A 19,456-nucleotide genomic window follows, 5' to 3' on the forward strand; every position below is an offset into this window, starting at 1 on the left:
TAATTATACGGTCATTGAAAATAACCTGGTTTCCGGGGCTTTATTGTGTAAACGCAGGTCAAACGCCATACAGATGTTGCGGATAAATGCCCGCCCTGGTTCTGTTACGAGCAAACGGTCGGGTTCCATGCGGACCAACCCGTCTGCCTCGGTTTCACGGAGCCGTTCCCGGATGTCGCTGAGGGGCCCTTCGGGCAGGCCCAGGTCCCACCGGGTTTCAAAGCGGCACATCAGGTCGAGGATATGCCTGCGGACCACCTCGTCTTCTTCGCTGAGCACGTGCCCGCGGTACACGGGGATGATGTCGGATTCCAACAGGTGCTCATATTCCTCGATATTCTTGACATTCTGGGCGAAGCCATACCAGCTGTCGCTGATGCTGGAAACCCCCAGCCCGATCATCAGGCGGGTCCTGGAAACGGTATACCCCATAAAATTCCGGTGGAGCCCCCCGCTTTGCAGCGCCCGGTACAGGCCGTCCGAAGGCAGGGCATAATGGTCCATGCCGATGTCTTTATAGCCCGATTCGACCAGCATGTTCCTGCCCATTTCGTATTGCTGCCGCTTTACTTCGGCCGTGGGGAGGTCCGATTCCCTGAAGCCCCGCTGGCCATTCCCCTTAAGCCAGGGGACGTGGGCATAGCTGTAGAAGGCAATCCGGTCGGGTTGGAGCCCCGCGGTCTTGCGCAGGGTTTCTTCCATGTGGGAAACCGTTTGCAGGGGCAGGCCGTAGATGATGTCGTGGCCCACGGAGGTATACCCTTCCTCCCTTGAAATCCGGGTGATTTCAGCGACCTGCTCGAAGGTCTGGATCCGGTTGATGGCCTTTTGGACCGATTCATTGTAATCCTGTACCCCGTAGGAAACCCTTCGAAACCCGGCTTCATACAACACCCTCAGGTGTTCCCGGGTGGTATTGCCCGGATGCCCTTCAAAGCTGAATTCCCAGTCTTCGGCCCGGTCGGCGTGGCTGAAAATCCCCCTGAGGAGGACCTGCAGGTTTTCCGGGGAAAAAAAGGTGGGGGTACCGCCCCCAAGGTGCAGCTCGCGGATCACGGGCCGGTGCCCGAAAAGCCTGCGATACAGTTCCCATTCCTTCAGCAGGGACCGGATATAGGGCATTTCCACATCGTGCCTTTTGGTGATGCGCTTATGGCAGCCGCAAAAGGTACACATGCTTTCGCAAAAGGGCAGGTGGATATAGAGGCTGATGCCGCTCGTGTCGTTGCTTTCCTGAAAACTCCGCGCCACGGTTTCCTTCCATTTTTCCCCTGAAAAGCCGTCCAGGTCCCAGTAGGGAACCGTGGGGTAGCTCGTATAGCGGGGGCCCGGCACGTTGTATTTTTGAACAAGGTCGCACATGGATTTCTCAGTTGCTGTTAGAAAACAAAGCTAGCCCTCCTGGGCCGGGCCACATATGACAAATGTCATTTTCGCCTGTTCCCGGCTGGTGGCAGGAAACGCCCGAAGGGGCTTAGTAGGTATCCCGGATCCAGTCCACGGGTTTTCGGTGCATCCATTTTCCCCGGGTAAAGTCCGGAAAAAACTGCGGGGCCCCATTTTCGGCAATGGAGCGCTCCGAAAGGGGCGTTACGGCGCTCCAGGCGGCCGCATCGTAGGCGTCTATAGGGGGCGCGATGCCCTGCCTGGCTGACTCCACGAAGGCGTGGAGTACAAAAAAGTCCATACCCCCATGGCCGGCCCCCAGGGCGTACTCCCCGTATTTCTTCCACAGCGGGTGGTCGTAGGTTTCCAGCCAGGGTTTGGCATCATCCCAGCGGTGGGGTTCGGATTTTCCCTCGATATACATGCGGTTGCCATCCACTTCCCACAGGCCGAAGGCCCCCTGCACGCGGAAGCCCAGGGAGTACGGGCGGGGAAGGTTGCAGTCGTGGGTGATCAGGATGGTTTGCCCCGCCGCTGTTTCCAGGGTGGAGGTGATCACATCCCCCTGCTGGAAGGTCAGGGCTGCATTCGGGTGGTCCGCCCCGCCCTGACGTACGATGTGGTTGTGCAGCCCAATAGCCTTGGTGGCGCTGGAAGTGAGGCTTACCAGGCGGTTTCCCCGGTTGATGTCGGCCATCACCGCCACCGGCCCCAGCCCGTGGGTGGGGTAGACATCGGCGTTTCGCTTCAGGGAATACTCCGTCCGCCAGCGGGCTTCGGAAATCGCCTTCTCCCCGAATTCCACCCCGCCTCCATAGGGTTGTTTCCCGTCGTTGAACTTCACTTCCCTCAAATCGTGCTGATAGCCGCACCGAAAGTGGACCAGCTCGCCGAAGACCCCCTGGCGCACCATGTGGAGCACCGCCAGGATGTCGCGGCGGTAGTTCACGTTTTCCAGCAGCATCAGGTGGGTCCCCGTGGCTTCGTGGGTATTGACCAGGTCCCAGCACTCTTCCAGGGTGGTGGCCGCAGAAACTTCAAGGCCCGTGTACTTCCCGGCCTTCATGGCGTCCACGGCCATGGGGGTATGCCATTGCCAGGGGGTGGAGATGATCACCGCATCCACGGTTTGCAGGGCCAGCAGGTCGCGGTAGGCGTGTTCGTGGGCCCCGAAGGCAGCGGCCTGCGGCCTGCCCGCCTTCCGGATCAGGCCCGCGCAGAGCTCCAGGCGCTGCGGGTCGGTATCGCAAAGGGCCGTCACCGCCACGTCGTCGCGCAACAACAGGTTGCCCAGGTGGTTGGTCCCCCTGAGGCCCACCCCGATAAGGCCCACCCGCAACACGGGGCCATCGGCCCGTCCGGGCCAGGCAAACTGGGAGGAGGGGAAAAGCCCCAGGGCGGTGGAGGCGAGGGCGGTTTTGTGGAGGAAGGATCTTCGGGTTCCCATAGCAGTTACGTTATCATTAATTTTGTCGCAGGAAGTTAGGAAATCTGCCGGTATTCTCCCGAATTCCCCTTCAATCCCGTAATTTAGGCCCTCAAAACCGCATCACCATGACCTTATTGCTTATGGCGGCCGGCAAGGGCAGCCGCTACGGAAAACTAAAACAATTCGACGACCTGGGGCCGGGCGGGGAGTTCCTGATGGAATTCAGCATGTACGATGCCATCGCCAACGGCTTCACCCATATCGTGGTCATCACCCAGAAAGACAATGTCGCTTACCTGAGGGACTACCTGAGCCAGCGGCTCCCCAAACATGTAAGCCTCGACGTGCTGGCCCAGGAACTGACCGACCTGCCTGCGGGGACCCAGTTCGCCGGCGAGCGCGCCAAGCCCTGGGGTACGGCCCATGCCGTGTGGACCGCCCGCAACGTGATCACCAACCCCTTTGCCGTCATCAATGCCGACGACTACTACGGCCAGGCCGCCTATGCCCGGGCCTCCGAATTCATACGGCGCACCGGGTCCCAGGACGCCTTTGGCCTGATTGCCTATACCCTCCGGGACACCCTCTCCCCCCACGGTTCCGTTTCCCGGGGGGTGTGCCAACAACGCGGCACCGACCTGGTATCGGTAGATGAGCGGTTGGAAATCGAAGCCCGGGACGGCGAAATCCGCGATGCCCACAGCGGCCTGTCCTTTGCCGGGGACGAGCAGGTGAGCATGAATTTCTGGGTCTGCCAGCCGGCGCTTTTCCCGAAAATCGAAGCCGACTTCCGCCACTTCCTCGCTACGGTGGAAGACCCTTCCAAAGGGGAAATCTACCTGCCCTTTGTGATCCAGGACATGCTGCGCACCGGCGGGGCCCGGGTGGAGGTAATCCCCTCCGAAAGCCAGTGGTTCGGGGTAACGTATGCGGCCGACAAGGAACAGGCGGTAGAGGCCCTGAAGGCCGAGACCGCCGCGGGGAACTACCCCTCCCCCCTCTGGGGCAACACCTGACCCCTGCGCCCGATGCCTGCCCACCGCGCCCGGGAGGTGCTTGCCCGTTTCGGGGTCGAAGGCGACCGCATGCACCTGGAACGGATCGCCCAGGGGTATATCAATGACACCTACCGGGTGCTGGAAGGCGAAACCCCGGTGTACCTGCTCCAAAGGGTCAACACCGACGTTTTCGGCTCCCCGGAGCAGGTGATGGAAAACATCCTGGCCCTGCTCCCCCACCTTCGGGGCCCCGGGTACGCCGGGCTGGAACTGGTTAAAACCCCCGAAGGGGATTACTGGGTGCGTGGGGAACAGGGCGATTTCTGGAGGGTGTTCACCTACCTGCCCGGGTCGATGGCCCACGCCCAAACCTCAAATCCGGAAACGGCCCGCGAAGCCGGGCGGATCCTAGGGCGCTTCCACCAGCTGGTCGCGGATATCCCGGCCACAGCCCTGAATACCCCCCTGCCCCGATTCCACGACCTGGCCTGGAGGATGGCCCAATTGGAACAAGCTGTGGGGGAGGGGCTTGCCGACCGGCTTGAAGCGACGGGCCCCCTCCTGACACTGGGCAGGGACCTGGCCTCGTTTTGCGGGCAAATCCCTTTCGGGCGTTTCCCCTGGCGGGTTTGCCACAACGATGCCAAACTCAGCAACATCCTGTTTGATTCGGAATCGGGCAAGGCCCTTTGCCTGATCGACCTCGATACCCTGATGCCCGGCCACCTGATCTGGGATTTCGGCGATGCGGCCCGAACAGTCGTCAGCCCCGCAGCCGAAGACGGGGCGCAAACTGGCCCCCCGGAAATAGACCTGGCCCTGTACAGCGCCTACCTCAGCGGGTGGAAGGAGAGCGGCTTTGCGTGGGAAGCGGAAGAGGGCCGGTGGCTGTCGCACGGGGCGGTACTGATGCCGACGTTGCACGGCATCCGCGCCCTGGCAGACTACCTGCTGGGCGACCGGTACTATACCCCGGCCTACCCCGGGCAGAACCTGGAGCGGGCCCGGAACCTGCTGGGGTTCGCACAGGCCGGCCTTGCAGCCCTGCCCGGGCTGCAGCAAACCTTTCGGGAAGTTTTCGGATAAGGCCTATTTAAAGGCGTTGAAACCCGTAATATCGGCCCCGGTAATGAGCAGGTGGATGTCGTGGGTGCCCTCGTAGGTCACCACCGACTCAAGGTTCATCATGTGCCGCATGATGGGGTATTCCCCCGTGATGCCCATGCCGCCGAGGACCTGCCGGGCCTCCCGGGCGATGTTCAGGGCCATTTCCACATTGTTCCTTTTGGCCATGGAAATCTGGGCCGTAGTGGCCCTGCCTTCGTTCTTGAGTTGCCCCAGGCGGAAAGCGAGCAACTGGGCCTTGGTGATCTCGGTCACCATTTCGGCCAGTTTCTTCTGCTGCAGCTGGGTGGCCCCGATGGGCTTGTCAAACTGGATGCGTTCTTTGGAATAGCGCAGGGCCGTATCGTAGCAGTCCATGGCCGCGCCAATCGCGCCCCAGGCAATGCCGTACCGGGCGGAATCGAGGCAGCCCAGGGGGGCGCCGAGCCCGCTCTTGCCGGGAAGGAGGTTTTCCTTGGGGACCTTCACATTGTCAAAAATCAATTCCCCGGTGGCCGATGCCCGCAGGGACCATTTGTTGTGGGTTTCCGGGGTGGAGAACCCTTCCATGCCACGTTCCACGATCAGGCCGTGGATGCGGCCCTCCTCGTTTTTCGCCCAAACGACGGCGATATCGGCAAAGGGGGCATTGGAAATCCAGAGCTTGGCCCCGTTGAGGAGGAAATGGTCGCCCTTGTCCCTGAAATTCGTTACCATGCCCGAGGGGTTCGAGCCGTGGTCGGGTTCGGTGAGGCCAAAGCACCCCATCAGTTCGCCGCTGGCCAGCTTTGGCAGGTATTTTTTGCGCTGGGCTTCATCCCCATAGGCGTAAATCGGGTACATGACCAGGGAAGACTGCACGGAGGCAGTGGAACGCACCCCGCTGTCGCCCCGCTCGATTTCCTGCATGATGAGGCCATAGCTGATCTGGTCCAGGCCTGCGCCCCCGTATTCGGCCGGGATGTAGGGGCCGAAAGCACCGATCTCCGCCAGGCCGCCGATGATCTGCCGGGGGAATTCCGCCCGTTGGGCATACCCTTCAATAATGGGCGACACGTCCCGTTTGACCCAACTGCGCGCGGCATCCCGCACCAGTTTGTGTTCTTCGGTCAGCAGTTCGTCCAAAAGGTAGTAATCGGGGGCTTCAAAAAGGTCTGGTTTCATCCTTCAGATTTTCCGCCAAAGGTAGGCAATGCAGCCCAACAAACCAACAGGATGGCCAGGGCCCCAGCTCCGTTCAGGGATCGGTATTTCACTGGGGGAAGTACCCGAATTTACGCTCCTTCGGCGGGTGGGCGGCCCAGGAAATCGGCCAGCAGGGAATGAAAGTGGTGCACCCCCTGTTCGCGGGTGGGGGAAAACCGCCCCGCCTGGTAAAACCGCGACCGGACCCCTTTGTGGACCCCTTCCACCACCTCCTCGTCTTCCAGTTCCACGCGGTCGAGGTTCGAGCCGGCGCCCTGGTCGAGTTTCGAGCGGTCCCAAACGTACGTTTTAAAATGGACCCGGGTCGCCTCCCCGTCGACGGGCTGCACCAGGTTCACTGAGATCCCCCAGGGGTACACGTTGAACATCATGTTGGGGAAGACCCAAAAGTAATAGGCGGCCACCTTTTTCCCGTAATCGGGATGGCCCTCGGGCAGGTCGAAAATGGCATCGCCCCCCGAGGCAAACCCGATCTGCAGGTTCAGGTAATCAAAACACAGGGTCTGGTAATCGCCGTACTCCAGCACGGCATTCAGGCCCGCATGGACAAAGGGGATGTGGAAGCCCTCGAGGTAATTGTCGCAGTACAGGGCCCAGTGGGCCTTTACCGGGTACTCCCGGCTGCGCCCGGGGTCTTCGACCAGTTGGTCGAGGGGCAGGAAGCCGACCCGCTGGTCCATGGTATCGATCACCTGCTGGAAATCGTACCCCGGGTTGAGGCCGGCAAACAGGAACGGCCCCCACTGCCGCAGGGGATAGGCATGCAGGTGGTCGCAGGGGCGGGGGAACCCCTCGGCTTCGGAGAATTCGGGCATATGTTCGAATGTGCCATCGAGCCGGAACCTCCGGCCATGGTACCCGCAGATCAATTTTTTGGCCGGCCCCTCCTTCCCCACCACCAGGTTGCCCCGGTGGGTGCAGACATTGCTCAGGCAATGCAGGGTCCCCGAGGCGTCGCGGGTCAGTACCATGGGCTCGTCCAAAAACCCCTCCAGGAGCAGAAACGGACGGGCCGAAGCCGGGGCCTGCAGGCTGTGGCCATCGCCTATCCATTGCCAGGTGCGGTAAAATACCTGGTCTTTGAGCGCTTCGAAAACCCCGGGGTCCCGGTAAAAGGACGCAGGGAGGGTTGCCGCTTTGCGGATGTCGGGGTCGATAAAATATTTTTTGGCCACACCTGTTTATTTGTACTTTTAAAGTTATGCAATTCTCTCCGAATTATACCACCGCAAATGCCCCCCGCTAACAGCAGCCAAAAACTTGGGATCTGGATGACCACCTCCCTGGTAATCGGGAACATGATCGGGGCCGGCATTTTCCTGATGCCCTCCACCCTGGCGAAATACGGGGGCATCAGCCTGGTAGGCTGGCTGGTTTCGGCCACCGGGGCCCTGCTGCTGGCCAGGGTTTTCAGCAAGCTCAGCGTTTTGGTCACCGACAGCAAGGGAGGGCCCTATGCCTTTGCCCGGGCCGGGTTCGGCGATTACATCGGGTTCCTGGTCGCCTGGGGGTACTGGATCTCGATCTGGGTTTCGGTAGCCGCCATGGGGGTGGCCTTCGTAAGCGCCCTGGGGGTCTTTTTCCCAATCCTGGGGACAAGCCCGCTGGCGGCCATCGCCCTGAGCCTGTCGGCCATCTGGCTGCTCACCTGGGTCAATTCCCGGGGGGTGCGTTCCTCCGGGAAAATGCAGCTGCTCACCACCCTGCTCAAGCTGGTGCCCATTTTGGTGGTCATCGGCGGGGGGCTGTTCTATTTCAAGTGGGCCAATTTCATCCCCTTCAATGCCAGCGGGGAATCGTCGTGGAAAGCCATCGCCATTACGGGGACCCTGACCCTTTTTGCCTTCCTGGGCCTGGAAAGCGCCACGGTGCCTTCCGACAAGGTGGAAAACCCTGAAAAAACCATCCCCCGGGCCACCCTCCTGGGGACCGCCCTGACCACCCTGGTGTACATCCTCAGCACGGTGGTGGTGATGGGCATGATCCCGCTCGACCGCCTTTCGGAATCCACGGCCCCCTTCGCCGACGCCATGCAGCTCATGGCGGGGGATTTAGGCGGGGGCCTGATCGCTGCAGGGGCAGCCATTGCCAGTTTCGGGGCCATGAACGGCTGGATCCTGATCCAAGGCCAGGTAGCCGAAGCCACAGCCAAAGACCGGCTCTTCCCGGGCATCTTCAGGAAAGAGAACGCCAAAGGGGTCCCGGTTTGGGGCCTGGTGATCGGCAGCGCCCTGAGTTCCGTGGTCGCCCTGATGAATTATACCGACGGGCTGGTGGAACAGTTCCGCTTTATGATCCTGCTCTCTACCTTCTGCACCCTTATCCCCTACCTCTTTGCCTCAGCCGCCTTTGTGTCCCTTTCCCTGCAACGGGTAGCCAGGGGCCATTCCCTGCTCCCGATTTTCCTGTTGGGAAGCCTGGCCTTCAGCTTCTCGCTCTGGGCCATTTTCGGGGCCGGCGAACAATCGGTATTCTGGGGGTTCATCATGCTGCTTTTGGGGACCCCCATCTATGTATTCATGAAATGGAAAAAAAGCCAGACCACCCCATGAAAGCGACAACCCTTACCTCCCACTCCGAATACCTGCCCCTGGAATCGGTCTTTATCCGGCCTGCGGCGCATGCCTTTACGGATGCCGGTGCCCTGGCTTCCCAGTGGAAGGCCCTGAACTTTTTGGCCCAACCCGACCTGGGGGAAGCCCTCAGGCAATATGAGCGTTTTGAGTCCCTGCTCGGCCAGCGGGTGCCGGAAGTGCATCGCATGCCCCTGCAGGAAGGGCTCTCCCTGGATGCCCTCTATTGCCGCGACGCCTCCATCGCCACGGACCACGGGATGGTGCTCTGCCGCATGGGCAAACCCGCCCGACAGGGGGAACCCGATGCCCACCGGGAAATTTATGAAGCCATGGGGCTGCCCATCCTGGGGCAGATCGAGGCCCCGGGGACCCTGGAAGGGGGCGATGTGGCCTGGCTGGACCGCGAAACCCTGGCCGTGGGCCACAGCTACCGCACCAATGCGGCGGGTATAGAACAATTAAAAGGGTTGTTGGCCCCCCTGGGCATTACCGTGGTGGTGGCCGACCTGCCCCATTTCCTGGGGCCCTCGGACGTGTTCCACCTGATGTCGATCCTAAGCCCCGTAGACCGGGACCTGGCGGTGGTATATTCCCCCCTGATGCCGATTTCGTTCCGCAATACCCTGCTGGAGCGAGGATTTTCCCTGGTGGAGGTCCCGGAAGGGGAATTCATGTCGCTGGGGAGCAACGTACTGGCCCTGGGCCCCAGGACCTGCCTGATGGCCTCGGGCAACCCGAAAACCGAAAAAGCGCTGAGGGATGCGGGGTGCGGGGTGCTGACCTATGAAGGCAGTGAAATCAGCCTGAAAGGGGGCGGGGGGCCCACCTGCCTCACCCGCCCGTGGAAACGCCGTGCGGCGCTCAACGGTTGAGGTAGAATTCCCGGGTCAGGTCGCGGTACGCCTCTGAAAACCGGTTGCGCCCCACCTCCAAAACGAGTTCGTCTTCCTGCACCTCCGATTCCCGGAAAGAAAAGCACAGCAGGCTCCTTTTGAGGGGGGAACCCGCAGTACCCCGCACCCGGGTGATGCGGTTGGGGAAAAGGCCGTGGGACGCGGCAAGCCTTATAAAGCCTGCCTCCTCCGCGTAGGGCAGGATCAGGCAAAACTGCCCGCGGGGCGACAACAGGGCCGCGGCCCCGGCCAGCAACACCCCAAAGGGCAACGCCTGTTGCTGGCGTGCCAGGTCCCTGGAGGGGTCCCCGCTGGGGACTTCCCCCGGGTAGAAGGGCGGGTTGGACACCACCAGGTCGTACCCCCCTTCCATTTCCGCCACAAATTCCTCCAGGCCCGCATGGTAACAAAACAGCCGGTCTGCCCAGGGGGAGGCCTCAAAATTGCCCACGCACTGCTCAAACGCCTCCGGGTCGATTTCCAGGGCGTCAATGGTTTCCGCTGCCGACCGCTGGGCCAGCATGAGGGCGATCAGCCCCGTCCCGGCCCCGATGTCGAGGATGGTACCGGGCATGGGCTCCAGGGGCGTCCAGGCCCCGAGCAACACCCCGTCGGTACCCACCTTCATGGCGGCCCGGTCCTGGGCGATGGTAAATTGCTTGAAACGAAAGGGGGAAGCCATGGCAATCGGGAAAAACGTTGGCAAAAGGGCCGGTTACTGCCCCAGGTAGAGGTCGATCAGGCCCTCGGGGGTGCGGATGTGGACGGTTTGCCCCTCCCGGTCTACCTTCACAATGAAATCGTCAGTGACGGGGATCAGCAGTTCCTTTCCGTCCTTTTCAGCCACAAAAAGGGCCTGGGGGCCCTGGTCGTTGACCGTCCGGATGACCCCGACCGGTCCGTGGACGGCATCCTGCAGGGAAAACCCGATGACTTCGTGGTAATAAAAGCGGTTCCCGGTGAGTTTCGGCAAAAGTTCGAGGGGGAGGTAGAGCTCGCAGCCCAGCAGGCGGGAGGCTTCGGGTTCCGTACTGACCTCCTCGAAACGGATGCGCAGCAGGTTCGACTTGTGCAGCCGGCTCTGCTGCATAAAAAAAGGAACCAGGTCGCTGCCGAGGGCCACGAGCACTGATTCCATATTTTCGTATTCCTGGGGGGAATCCGTGTCCAGCTTGGCCAGGACCTCCCCTTTATAGCCGTGGAGGGAGACGATCTTACCGAGGTAAAAGCAATCCTCCTTCCGCATGGCTGGTGTGTGTTACTGCTTTTCTGAATCTGCCTCTTCTGCAGCAGGGGCCTCCCCGGCTTCAGCAGCAGGAGCTTCTTCGGTGGCAGCAGCTTCGGCTTCCACTGCAGGGGTCTGCTCAGCGGCAGCTTCTTCGGCAACGGCTTCTTCGGCGACTTCCTCTGCAGTTTCAGCAGCAGCGGCCTGTGCCCGTTTTTCGTTGGCTTCCTTCTCAGCCTCCAGGGCTTTGGCCCGGGCCTCGGCTTTGGCCTTCTCCAACCCTTCTGACTTGGAAGAAATCTTTTGCTCCTTCTCGGCTACCCAGGCCTCGAACTTCGCTTCAGCCTGCTCTTCGGTAAGGGCCCCCTTGCGGACGCCGGCCTTCAGGTGGTGCTTCAGCAACACGCCCTTGTAGGACAAAATCCTGCGGGCGGTCTCGGAGGGCTGGGCGCCATTGTCGAGCCATTGTACGGACTGGTCCATATCGATTTCGATGGTGGCAGGGTTGGTGTTGGGGTTGTAGATCCCGAGTTTCTCCAGGAACCTTCCATCCCGCTTGGCCCGCGCGTCGGCGGCTACGATCCAGTAAAAGGGTTTGCCTTTTTTACCGTGTCTTTGAAGTCTAATTCTAACTGGCATATCACATTAATTTGTGGGGTACCCGACCCCGGTTATTAATCCATTACTACAGCTTCAGGTCGCTGTTCTGCCGCGGGACGAAGTCCCAAAGCGGGTGCAAATATACGCTTCTTTGCTGAATCTTCCCGGGCGGCAGGCGATTTTTTTAAGCCGCGGGCGGGGCCGGTGTTTTTTGCCGGTTTACGGGGTGGTTGATAACTCCTTAAAACAACCTTTTTTTAGACGGCGGTGTTTCTCTATTTTTATCGGTCCAAACTCCGACCCGCACCCTTATGTACCTGATTTTTGATACGGAAACCACGGGCCTGCCCAAGCGATGGGACGCCCCGGCCAGCAATACCGACAACTGGCCGCGGTGCGTGCAGATCGCCTGGCAGTTGCACGATGCCTCGGGAAGGCTTTTGGAGCAGTTCGATGCGCTGGTGCAACCCGCGGGGTTCGACATCCCGTACGACGCGGAACAGATCCACGGGATCTCCACCGCCCTGGCCCAAAAGGAAGGGAAGCCTCTGTCCGAAGTCCTTCAGGCCTTTAAAGCCGCCCTGGGGCGTACAAAATTCCTGGTCGGCCAAAACGTGGGGTTCGACCTCAACGTCATGGGGGCCGAATTTTACCGGCAGGGGGAAGAAAACCCGCTCGATGCCTTCCCCGTACTCGACACCTGTACGGAGGAAACGGCGGAACTCTGCCAGCTGCCCGGGGGACGCGGGGGGAAATACAAGCTGCCCACCCTTACCGAACTGCACCAGCACCTCTTCGGGGAACCCTTTGAGGAGGCCCACAACGCCAGCGCCGACGTGGAAGCGACCACCCGTTGCTTTCTGGAGCTGCTCAGGCGGCGGTCATTCCCGGCCCAGCAGCTCGGGGTGGGGCCGGGATACTTCGCGGAATTCGAGGCCTCAAACCCCGGCCCGATTGCCCTGCTGGGGCTCAAACACAAAAACCTCAAGAAGGCTTCCGAAGCCCTGGCCCGGAAAGCGGCCCAGGCAGAAAGCGGGCTGAGCCATGCCGAGATCCGCGAAAACGAAAAGGCCCTGGAAGATGCCGTTTTCGTGCACCTGCACAACCATTCGCAGTTTTCAGTCCTCCAATCGACCATCAAAATAAAGGACCTGGTTGCGGCAGCGGCCAAATACGACATGCCCGCCGTGGCCCTGACCGACCACGCCAACATGATGGGCGCCTTCCATTTCGTGCGGGAGGTGAACAGCTACAACAAAAGCCTGGCCGATGCGCCCGAAGGGGAGGGGAAACGGGAAATCGTGCCCATCCTGGGGTGCGAATTCTACGTCTGCGAAGACCGCCACAACAAAACGGTAAAAGACTACGGGTACCAGGTGGTGATGCTGGCCAAGAACAAGAACGGCTACCTGAACCTGGCCAAGATGTCGTCCATCGCCTACACCGAAGGGTTTTACTACGTGCCCAGGATCGACCGGGAGGTGGTCCGCAAATACGGGGACGACCTCATTGTCCTCACTGGGAACCTCTACGGGGAAGTGCCCTCCAAAATCCTGAACGTCGGGGAAAAGCAGGCCGAAGAAGCCCTGCTCTGGTGGAAGGAGCAATTCGGGGACGACCTCTATGTGGAGCTGTTGCGGCACGGGCAGGAAGACGAGGACCGTGCCAACCAGACCCTGGTGGCCCTGGCCAGGAAACACGGCGTTTCCCTTGTGGCCACCAACAACACCTACTACTGCGAAAAGGAGGAAGCCGAAGCCCACGACATCCTGCTTTGCGTGAAGGACGGGGAAAAGCGCTCGACCCCCATCGGGCGTGGCCGGGGCTACCGCTTCGGCCTGCCCAACCAGGAATACTATTTCAAGTCGCCCGAGCAGATGAAGGAATTGTTCCGCGACCTGCCCGAGAGTATCCTGTCCATCGGGGAAATCATTGCCAAAATCACCCCCTTTGACCTGGCCCGGGAGGTGTTGCTCCCGAAGTTCGAGATCCCCCCGGAGTTCAAGGTTGCGGAAGACGAGCAGGACGGCGGGAAGCGGGGCGAAAACGCCTACCTGCGCCACCTGGCCTACCAGGGGGCCGGCAAACGCTACGGGGAGCTCACGGAGGCCATCCGGGAACGGATGGATTTTGAGCTGGCCACCATCGAGAATTCCGGGTACCCCGGATACTTCCTCATCGTGGAGGATTTCATACGCGAGGCCCGGAACATGGGGGTTTCCGTGGGTCCTGGCAGGGGCTCCGCCGCCGGGTCGGTAGTGGCCTACTGCCTGGGGATTACCAATATCGACCCCCTGAAATACGATTTGCTTTTTGAGCGCTTTTTGAACCCCGACCGGGTTTCCATGCCCGATATCGATATCGACTTCGACGACGAGGGGCGCTCCCGGGTCATGGATTATGTGATCGGGAAATACGGGGCCAACCAGGTGGCCCAGATCGTCACCTACGGAACCATGGCGGCCAAATCGTCTATCCGCGATACGGCCCGGGTGCTGGACCTGCCACTGGGCGATGCCGACCGCCTGGCCAAGCTGATCCCCAACATGGCGAAATTCGGCAAGCTGTTCGACGTGCCCCGGGAGGAACTGAAAAAAAGGTTCCGGGCCGACGAATTCGAGAAAATACAGGAGTTGCTGGGGGTTTCCGAGGGCGATGACCTGGAGGCCCAGACGGTGAACATGGCCCGGGTGCTGGAGGGTTCCCTCCGCAATACCGGCATCCATGCCTGCGGGGTGATCATTACCCCGGATGATATCACCAACTTCGTGCCCGTGGCCACCGCGAAGGATTCCGACCTCTATGTCACCCAGTTTGACAACTCGGTGGTGGAAAGCGCCGGGCTGCTGAAGATGGACTTCCTGGGGCTGAAGACCCTGACCCTGATCAAGGACACGGTGAAAATCGTGAAGGCGCGGCTGGGGCTGACCCTGGTGCCCGACGACTTCCCCCTGGACGACGCCAAAACCTACGAACTCTTCCAAAGGGGCGAAACCATCGGCATCTTCCAGTACGAATCGCCGGGGATGCAGAAATACCTGAAGGAACTCAAGCCCACGGTGTTTGACGACCTGATCGCCATGAACGCCCTCTACCGCCCCGGGCCCATGGAATACATCCCGAGCTTTATCGCCCGCAAGCACGGGGAGGAGGAAATCACCTACGACCTCCCGGAAATGGAGGAATACCTGAAGGAAACCTACGGGATTACCGTCTACCAGGAGCAGGTAATGCTGCTTTCCCAGAAACTGGCCGGCTTTACCAAGGGCGAGGCCGATGTATTGCGCAAGGCCATGGGGAAAAAGATTTTCGCCCTGCTGGAAAAACTAAAGCCCAAGTTCCTCGACGGGGGCGAGCAGCGGGGCCACCCCAGGGAGGTCCTGGAAAAGGTCTGGAAAGACTGGGAAGCCTTTGCCTCCTATGCCTTCAACAAGAGCCACTCGACCTGCTACGCCTACATCGCCTACCAGACGGCCTACCTGAAGGCCCATTACCCGGCCGAGTACATGGCGGCGGTGCTCTCCAACAACATGAACGACATCAAGCAGGTGACCTTCTTCATGGAGGAGTGCCGACGGATGGGCCTCGACGTGCTGGGGCCCGACGTGAACGAGTCGTACTACAAATTCGCCGTGAACAAAGAAAACCAGGTGCGCTTCGGCATGGGGGCCATTAAAGGGGTGGGGCGTTCCGCGGTAGACACCATTGTGGAAAACCGCAAGGAAAACGGGCCCTACACCTCGGTCTTCGACCTGGCCAAAAGGGTGGAACTGCGGGCCGCCAACAAAAAGGCCTTTGAAAACCTGGCCCTGGCCGGGGGCTTCGATTCCCTGGGCGTTGCCCACCGGGCGCAGTACTTCCATGCCGGGCCCGACGGGGTGACCTTCCTGGAAAAGGTGCTCCGCTTCGGGGCCCGCTTCCAGGAAAGCGAGAATTCGGCCCAGGTGAGCCTCTTCGGGACGGCCAGCGAAGTGCAGATCGAAGAGCCGGAAATACCGCCCTGCGAGCCATGGGGCACCATGGAAACCCTCAAGCGGGAAAAGGAAGTGGTCGGGATCTATATTTCCGGGCACCCCCTGGACGACTTCAAGACCGAGATCCAGGCCTTCTGCAATGCGGAAATCGGCGCCTTCAACGATTTGGACGCCTACCTGAACCGCGAGCTGTCGGTGGCGGGGGTGATCACCGATGTGCAGCACCGCATGTCGCGCAACGGCAAGGGATGGGCCTCCTTTGTGCTGGAGGACTACTCCGACAGCTACGAGTTCCGGATCTTCGGGGAGGAATACCTGAAATTCCGCCACTTTTTAACCATCAATGCCTTCCTGTACCTGAAGGTCTTCGTCCGGGAGGGCTGGGTGAACCGCGACACCGGCAAAAAGGGGGAACCGCGGCTGCAATTCAACCAGTGCCTGCTGTTGCAGGACGTGATGGAGGCCTTTGCGCGGAAACTGACCATACAGCTCGACATCGACCAGTTGCACGAAGCCCGCATCCATGAATTAAAGGAAACCCTCAGGGCCTTTAAGGGAAGCCACCCCCTGAGTTTTGTGGTGTACGAAATGGAGGAAGCCATTAAGGTAAACCTCACCAGCCGCAAACAAAAGGTACAGATCAGCTCGGAACTGTTGCACCGCCTGAAAGACCAGGAAGTGCATTTTAAACTCAACTAACCCCGGGGGGCGAAAGCGGGGCAACCCCCGGCCCATAGGGGCCTTCGATCCATACATAGGCAAAATGAATGCGCCCCGTGTAAGGTTGCGGAAAATAAATTGACTACCTTTGCACTAATTTAAATTTTGAGGAAAAATGGCTTTAGAAATAACCGATGCCACTTTTGAAGAAGTGGTCCTGAAAAGCGATAAACCCGTAGTAGTGGACTTTTGGGCTGCCTGGTGCGGCCCCTGCCGGATGGTGGGCCCGATCATTGAGGAGCTGAGCCAGGAATACGAAGGCAAGGCCGTGGTGGGAAAGGTCGACGTAGACAAGCACCAGCAGTTTGCCGCCAAATTCGGCATCCGCAACATCCCGACCGTACTGGTCTTCAAGGGAGGTGAAATCGTGAACCGGCAGGTAGGGGTAAGCCCCAAAAAAGTGTATGCAGAGGCCATAGACGCCGCCCTGTAAGCCTGCGGAACCCTTAATACAGACCCGGCCCTGTGGCCGGGTTTTTTTGTGCCCTCCCGCCGGGGAGTTTCGTATCTTTAGCCTGTGGACCTGCAATCGGAACTGCATAAAGCCCCCCTGTTTGAAAACCTGCCCCTACTGGTAAAGCAGGTGGTGGAGGGCTATATCAGCGGCATCCACAAAAGCCCCTTCCACGGGTACTCGGCCGAGTTTGCCGAGCACAAGATCTACAACCCCGGGGAGAGCACCAAGCACATCGACTGGAAGCTGTTCGCCAGAACCGACAAGCTCTACACTAAGAAATACGAGGAGGAGACCAACCTGCGGTGCCACCTGATCGTGGATAATTCGGCCTCCATGTATTACCCCCCGGTCAAGCGCCTAGACCTGGACCACCTGAACAAAATCGGGTTTGCCGTGCTGGCGGCAGGGGCGCTGATGCAGCTGCTCAAAAAACAGCGCGATGCCGTGGGGCTCAGCGTTTTTTCGGATGCCTACCAGTATTACGCCCCGGAAAAGGGGAGCGAAAGGCATTACCAGATGCTGATGGGCGCCCTGGGGGAGGTCGCCCTTCAGCCCCCTGACCGCAAAGGCACTGCCCTGCACACCTACCTCCACCTGATTGCGGAAAAGCTGAAACGGCGCAGCCTGGTAGTGCTGTTCACCGACATGCTGCAAACCGAGGTGGACGATGAGCGGCTCTTTGAAGCCCTGCGCCACCTGAAATACAACAAGCACGAGGTGCTGCTGTTCCACCTGACCGACCGCAAAACGGAACTGGACTTCGCCTTCGAAAACACCCCCCGAAGGTTCACCGATGTGGAAACCGGGCAGCGCATAGACCTGTACCCGGAAAACGTGCGGGAGTCGTACCAGCAGGCCCTGCAGGAGTACCTGCACGCCCTGAGGCTGGTCTGCGGCCGCTACAACATCAAGTACCTGCAGGTAGACGTGGCCGAGCCCTTCGCCCGCGTCATGAACGCCTTTATGGTGGAGCGCCAGCGCTTTGCCTGAACCGCGCCACTTAAATTGGTTTTTTGTTTGCCGGATTGAAATAGTACCGTATATTTGCCCACACTTTTGAAGAAAAAGTGCTGACAATTTCCGTCAAAACCAACTGTTGTTGGTGCCTTCGGGCTGGAAAATTGGTCTGGTAGTTCAGTTGGTTAGAATACCTGCCTGTCACGCAGGGGGTCGCGGGTTCGAGTCCCGTCCAGACCGCTTGGAAATATTCCAAGTTGCATCAAAAGCCTGTAAATTAAATGTTTACAGGCTTTTTCATTTTATTTGGTTTCAAACAAACCCATTTAATCCCCTAAAAAAAGTGAGCAATTCGGTGAGCACTTTCACCCTTCAAAAATGCTCACCGCCATCGCTGTAACGCCCTGCTTTTTAATTTCTTGCAGCGATTCTTTAACATTTGTTCCCCCGGGATTTTGTACCTTTTAAGAGACCTAAAAATCCCTTTTCCATGTTTACCACCATAAACGTCCTTCTCTACCTAAAAAAAAGGAGCTCATCTACCGCCCTTGAAGTACCCATTTATGCCCGGATAACCCTCAACGGGAAGCGTGCCGAGTTCAGTACCGGTCGGCAAATCGACCCTAAAAAGTGGGATGCCAAAACAGGTCGCATGCGCGGAAAAACCCCAGATGTATTGGGCTTTAACCATTTTTTGGATTCCCTGAAAGCCAAGTGCCTTTCCATTTACGACACCCTGGTACGGGAGGGCGAACCGGCCGATCCTGACACTATTAAAAACATCTTAATGGGCAAAACCAAAAGGCATTATCTGATTTTGGAAATATTCCAAAATCACAATGCAGAAATGGAAAGCCTCTTGGGGAAGGACTATAACCCGGGAACCCTTCAGCGGTATAAAACAGCCTACAAACACGTGTCGGATTACATCCATTTCAGGTATCAGAAAAAGGACCTCCCGCTGAACAAACTGGATCACTCCTTTATAACGGGGTTTGAGTATTTTCTAAAATCTCAAAAGAACTGCGGGCATAATACCACAGTGAAGTACATAGTGAACCTGAAAAAGATCGTGCGCATTGCCTATGCGAACGAATGGATTGAGCGCGACCCCTTCTTCCACTGGAAGGCCAGCTGGAAGAACCGGGAGCGCCAGTACCTGACCGAAGAAGAATTGAACCGTTTACGGGAAAAGCAATTTTCGATTGAACGGTTACAAACCGTCAAAGAAATCTTCCTGTTTTGCTGTTATACCGGCCTGGCCTTTGCCGATGTGGAAAAGCTCACCCCCGACGACCTGGTGCGAGATGTAACCGGGCAAGTTTTAATCAAGACCCGAAGGAAGAAAACCAAAGTACTCAGCAGTATTCCCTTGCTGCCCATCCCTGAGGCCATTATTCGCAAATACCAAGACCATCCCAGGGTATTGGAAAAGGGCACCCTGCTGCCGGTCTTTACCAACCAGCGCACTAATTCGTATTTAAAGGAAATTGCGGCAGGATGCAACATCCCCAAAAACCTGACCACCCACCTGGCCCGGCATACATTTGCCACCACGGTAACCCTCTCTAATGGCGTGCCCATAGAATCCGTGAGCAAGATGCTGGGGCATACCTCCCTGAAAACGACCCAGATTTATGCGAAGGTTTTGGACAGTAAGCTACTTGATGACATGGCAAAACTGAAAAACGATAGCACTTTGTTGGAATACGCCAGCTCGATTTAGCCCCAAATTTCAAGCCCCAAAACTTATCGAACAAACCTGCTGGCGAGGTCCATTTTACCCTTCAGAAACCATTTTTGAGTAAAATCTGGATTGATTATCAGGGCGTTAGAGCGTTTTTGAGTCAAAAACAGGATTTTGAAACAAAGTCCAAACCTCGTAACTCATTAAATACAAGCGGATTATAAAAACGTAACCTGCGGCAGCA

Annotated in this window: 15 protein-coding genes and 1 tRNA gene; 9 read left to right on the forward strand and 7 right to left on the reverse strand. The window is 58.9% G+C overall.

Annotated elements, in window-relative coordinates; genetic code table 11:
- Positions 1 to 3: 3 nt before the first annotated feature.
- Positions 4 to 1,362, reverse strand: a complete 1,359-nt coding sequence (gene hemN, locus NG653_RS08900; RefSeq protein WP_252741347.1) for an oxygen-independent coproporphyrinogen III oxidase — start codon at positions 1,360 to 1,362, stop codon at positions 4 to 6.
- Positions 1,363 to 1,474: 112 nt separating this feature from the next.
- On the reverse strand, positions 1,475 to 2,833 hold the full coding sequence (locus NG653_RS08905) for a Gfo/Idh/MocA family protein (protein ID WP_252741348.1): 1,359 nt from the start codon (positions 2,831 to 2,833) through the stop codon (positions 1,475 to 1,477).
- Positions 2,834 to 2,940: 107 nt separating this feature from the next.
- Between NG653_RS08905 and NG653_RS08910 the strand changes: the two genes are divergently transcribed.
- Positions 2,941 to 3,831 (forward strand): nucleotidyltransferase family protein, encoded by an 891-nt coding sequence (locus NG653_RS08910; RefSeq protein ID WP_252741349.1) that lies wholly within the window; start codon positions 2,941 to 2,943, stop codon positions 3,829 to 3,831.
- A gap of 12 nt (positions 3,832 to 3,843) precedes the next feature.
- Positions 3,844 to 4,899, forward strand: a complete 1,056-nt coding sequence (locus NG653_RS08915; RefSeq protein ID WP_252741350.1) for a phosphotransferase enzyme family protein — start codon at positions 3,844 to 3,846, stop codon at positions 4,897 to 4,899.
- Between the two features lie 3 nt (positions 4,900 to 4,902).
- Here the strand turns inward: NG653_RS08915 and NG653_RS08920 are convergent, their stop codons facing one another.
- Both NG653_RS08920 and NG653_RS08925 read right to left on the reverse strand, forming a co-directional pair.
- Positions 4,903 to 6,081, reverse strand: a complete 1,179-nt coding sequence (locus NG653_RS08920) for an acyl-CoA dehydrogenase family protein (RefSeq protein ID WP_252741351.1) — start codon at positions 6,079 to 6,081, stop codon at positions 4,903 to 4,905.
- A 110-nt stretch (positions 6,082 to 6,191) separates the two neighbouring features.
- The gene (locus NG653_RS08925) at positions 6,192 to 7,298 is read right to left on the reverse strand and encodes an aromatic ring-hydroxylating oxygenase subunit alpha (RefSeq protein ID WP_252741352.1); all 1,107 of its coding nucleotides are present in this window, start codon (positions 7,296 to 7,298) and stop codon (positions 6,192 to 6,194) included.
- Between the two features lie 96 nt (positions 7,299 to 7,394).
- On the opposite strand from NG653_RS08925, the gene NG653_RS08930 reads away from it, so the two are divergent.
- Positions 7,395 to 8,675: an amino acid permease gene (locus NG653_RS08930; protein ID WP_252741353.1), complete on the forward strand. Its 1,281-nt coding sequence runs from the start codon at positions 7,395 to 7,397 to the stop codon at positions 8,673 to 8,675.
- Positions 8,672 to 9,571 (forward strand): dimethylarginine dimethylaminohydrolase family protein, encoded by a 900-nt coding sequence (locus NG653_RS08935; protein WP_252741354.1) that lies wholly within the window; start codon positions 8,672 to 8,674, stop codon positions 9,569 to 9,571. The genes NG653_RS08930 and NG653_RS08935 overlap by 4 nt, the downstream gene beginning before the upstream one ends.
- On the opposite strand, the gene NG653_RS08940 is transcribed toward NG653_RS08935, so the two are convergent.
- From NG653_RS08940 to NG653_RS08950, 3 genes are read right to left on the reverse strand one after another with little or no spacing between them, the layout of a single operon-like run.
- Positions 9,561 to 10,274 carry a tRNA1(Val) (adenine(37)-N6)-methyltransferase gene (locus tag NG653_RS08940; RefSeq protein WP_252741503.1) on the reverse strand — a complete coding sequence of 238 codons (714 nt, stop codon included), beginning with the start codon at positions 10,272 to 10,274 and terminating at the stop codon, positions 9,561 to 9,563. The two genes, NG653_RS08935 and NG653_RS08940, sit on opposite strands and share 11 nt — an antisense overlap.
- A gap of 33 nt (positions 10,275 to 10,307) precedes the next feature.
- Entirely contained in the window at positions 10,308 to 10,838 is a 531-nt protein-coding gene (gene rimM / locus NG653_RS08945) for a ribosome maturation factor RimM (RefSeq protein ID WP_252741355.1), read from the reverse strand.
- A gap of 12 nt (positions 10,839 to 10,850) precedes the next feature.
- Entirely contained in the window at positions 10,851 to 11,456 is a 606-nt protein-coding gene (locus NG653_RS08950) for a 30S ribosomal protein S16 (RefSeq protein WP_252741356.1), read from the reverse strand.
- 272 nt (positions 11,457 to 11,728) lie between these two features.
- Between NG653_RS08950 and dnaE the strand changes: the two genes are divergently transcribed.
- The 5 genes from dnaE to NG653_RS08975 all read left to right on the forward strand — a co-directional run bounded on the left by dnaE (position 11,729) and on the right by NG653_RS08975 (position 19,251).
- Positions 11,729 to 16,090 carry a DNA polymerase III subunit alpha gene (gene dnaE, locus NG653_RS08955; protein WP_252741357.1) on the forward strand — a complete coding sequence of 1,454 codons (4,362 nt, stop codon included), beginning with the start codon at positions 11,729 to 11,731 and terminating at the stop codon, positions 16,088 to 16,090.
- A 136-nt stretch (positions 16,091 to 16,226) separates the two neighbouring features.
- The gene (trxA, locus tag NG653_RS08960) at positions 16,227 to 16,544 is read left to right on the forward strand and encodes a thioredoxin (RefSeq protein ID WP_252741358.1); all 318 of its coding nucleotides are present in this window, start codon (positions 16,227 to 16,229) and stop codon (positions 16,542 to 16,544) included.
- Between the two features lie 84 nt (positions 16,545 to 16,628).
- Positions 16,629 to 17,558 (forward strand): DUF58 domain-containing protein, encoded by a 930-nt coding sequence (locus tag NG653_RS08965; RefSeq protein ID WP_252741359.1) that lies wholly within the window; start codon positions 16,629 to 16,631, stop codon positions 17,556 to 17,558.
- 133 nt (positions 17,559 to 17,691) lie between these two features.
- Positions 17,692 to 17,765 (forward strand) — tRNA-Asp (locus NG653_RS08970).
- 250 nt (positions 17,766 to 18,015) lie between these two features.
- Positions 18,016 to 19,251, forward strand: coding sequence for a site-specific integrase (locus NG653_RS08975; RefSeq protein ID WP_252741360.1), 1,236 nt, complete (start codon positions 18,016 to 18,018; stop codon positions 19,249 to 19,251).
- The last annotated feature ends 205 nt before the right edge of the window (positions 19,252 to 19,456 follow it).

This window comes from Robiginitalea marina (assembly GCF_024006985.1).
GTDB lineage: Bacteria > Bacteroidota > Bacteroidia > Flavobacteriales > Flavobacteriaceae > Robiginitalea > Robiginitalea marina.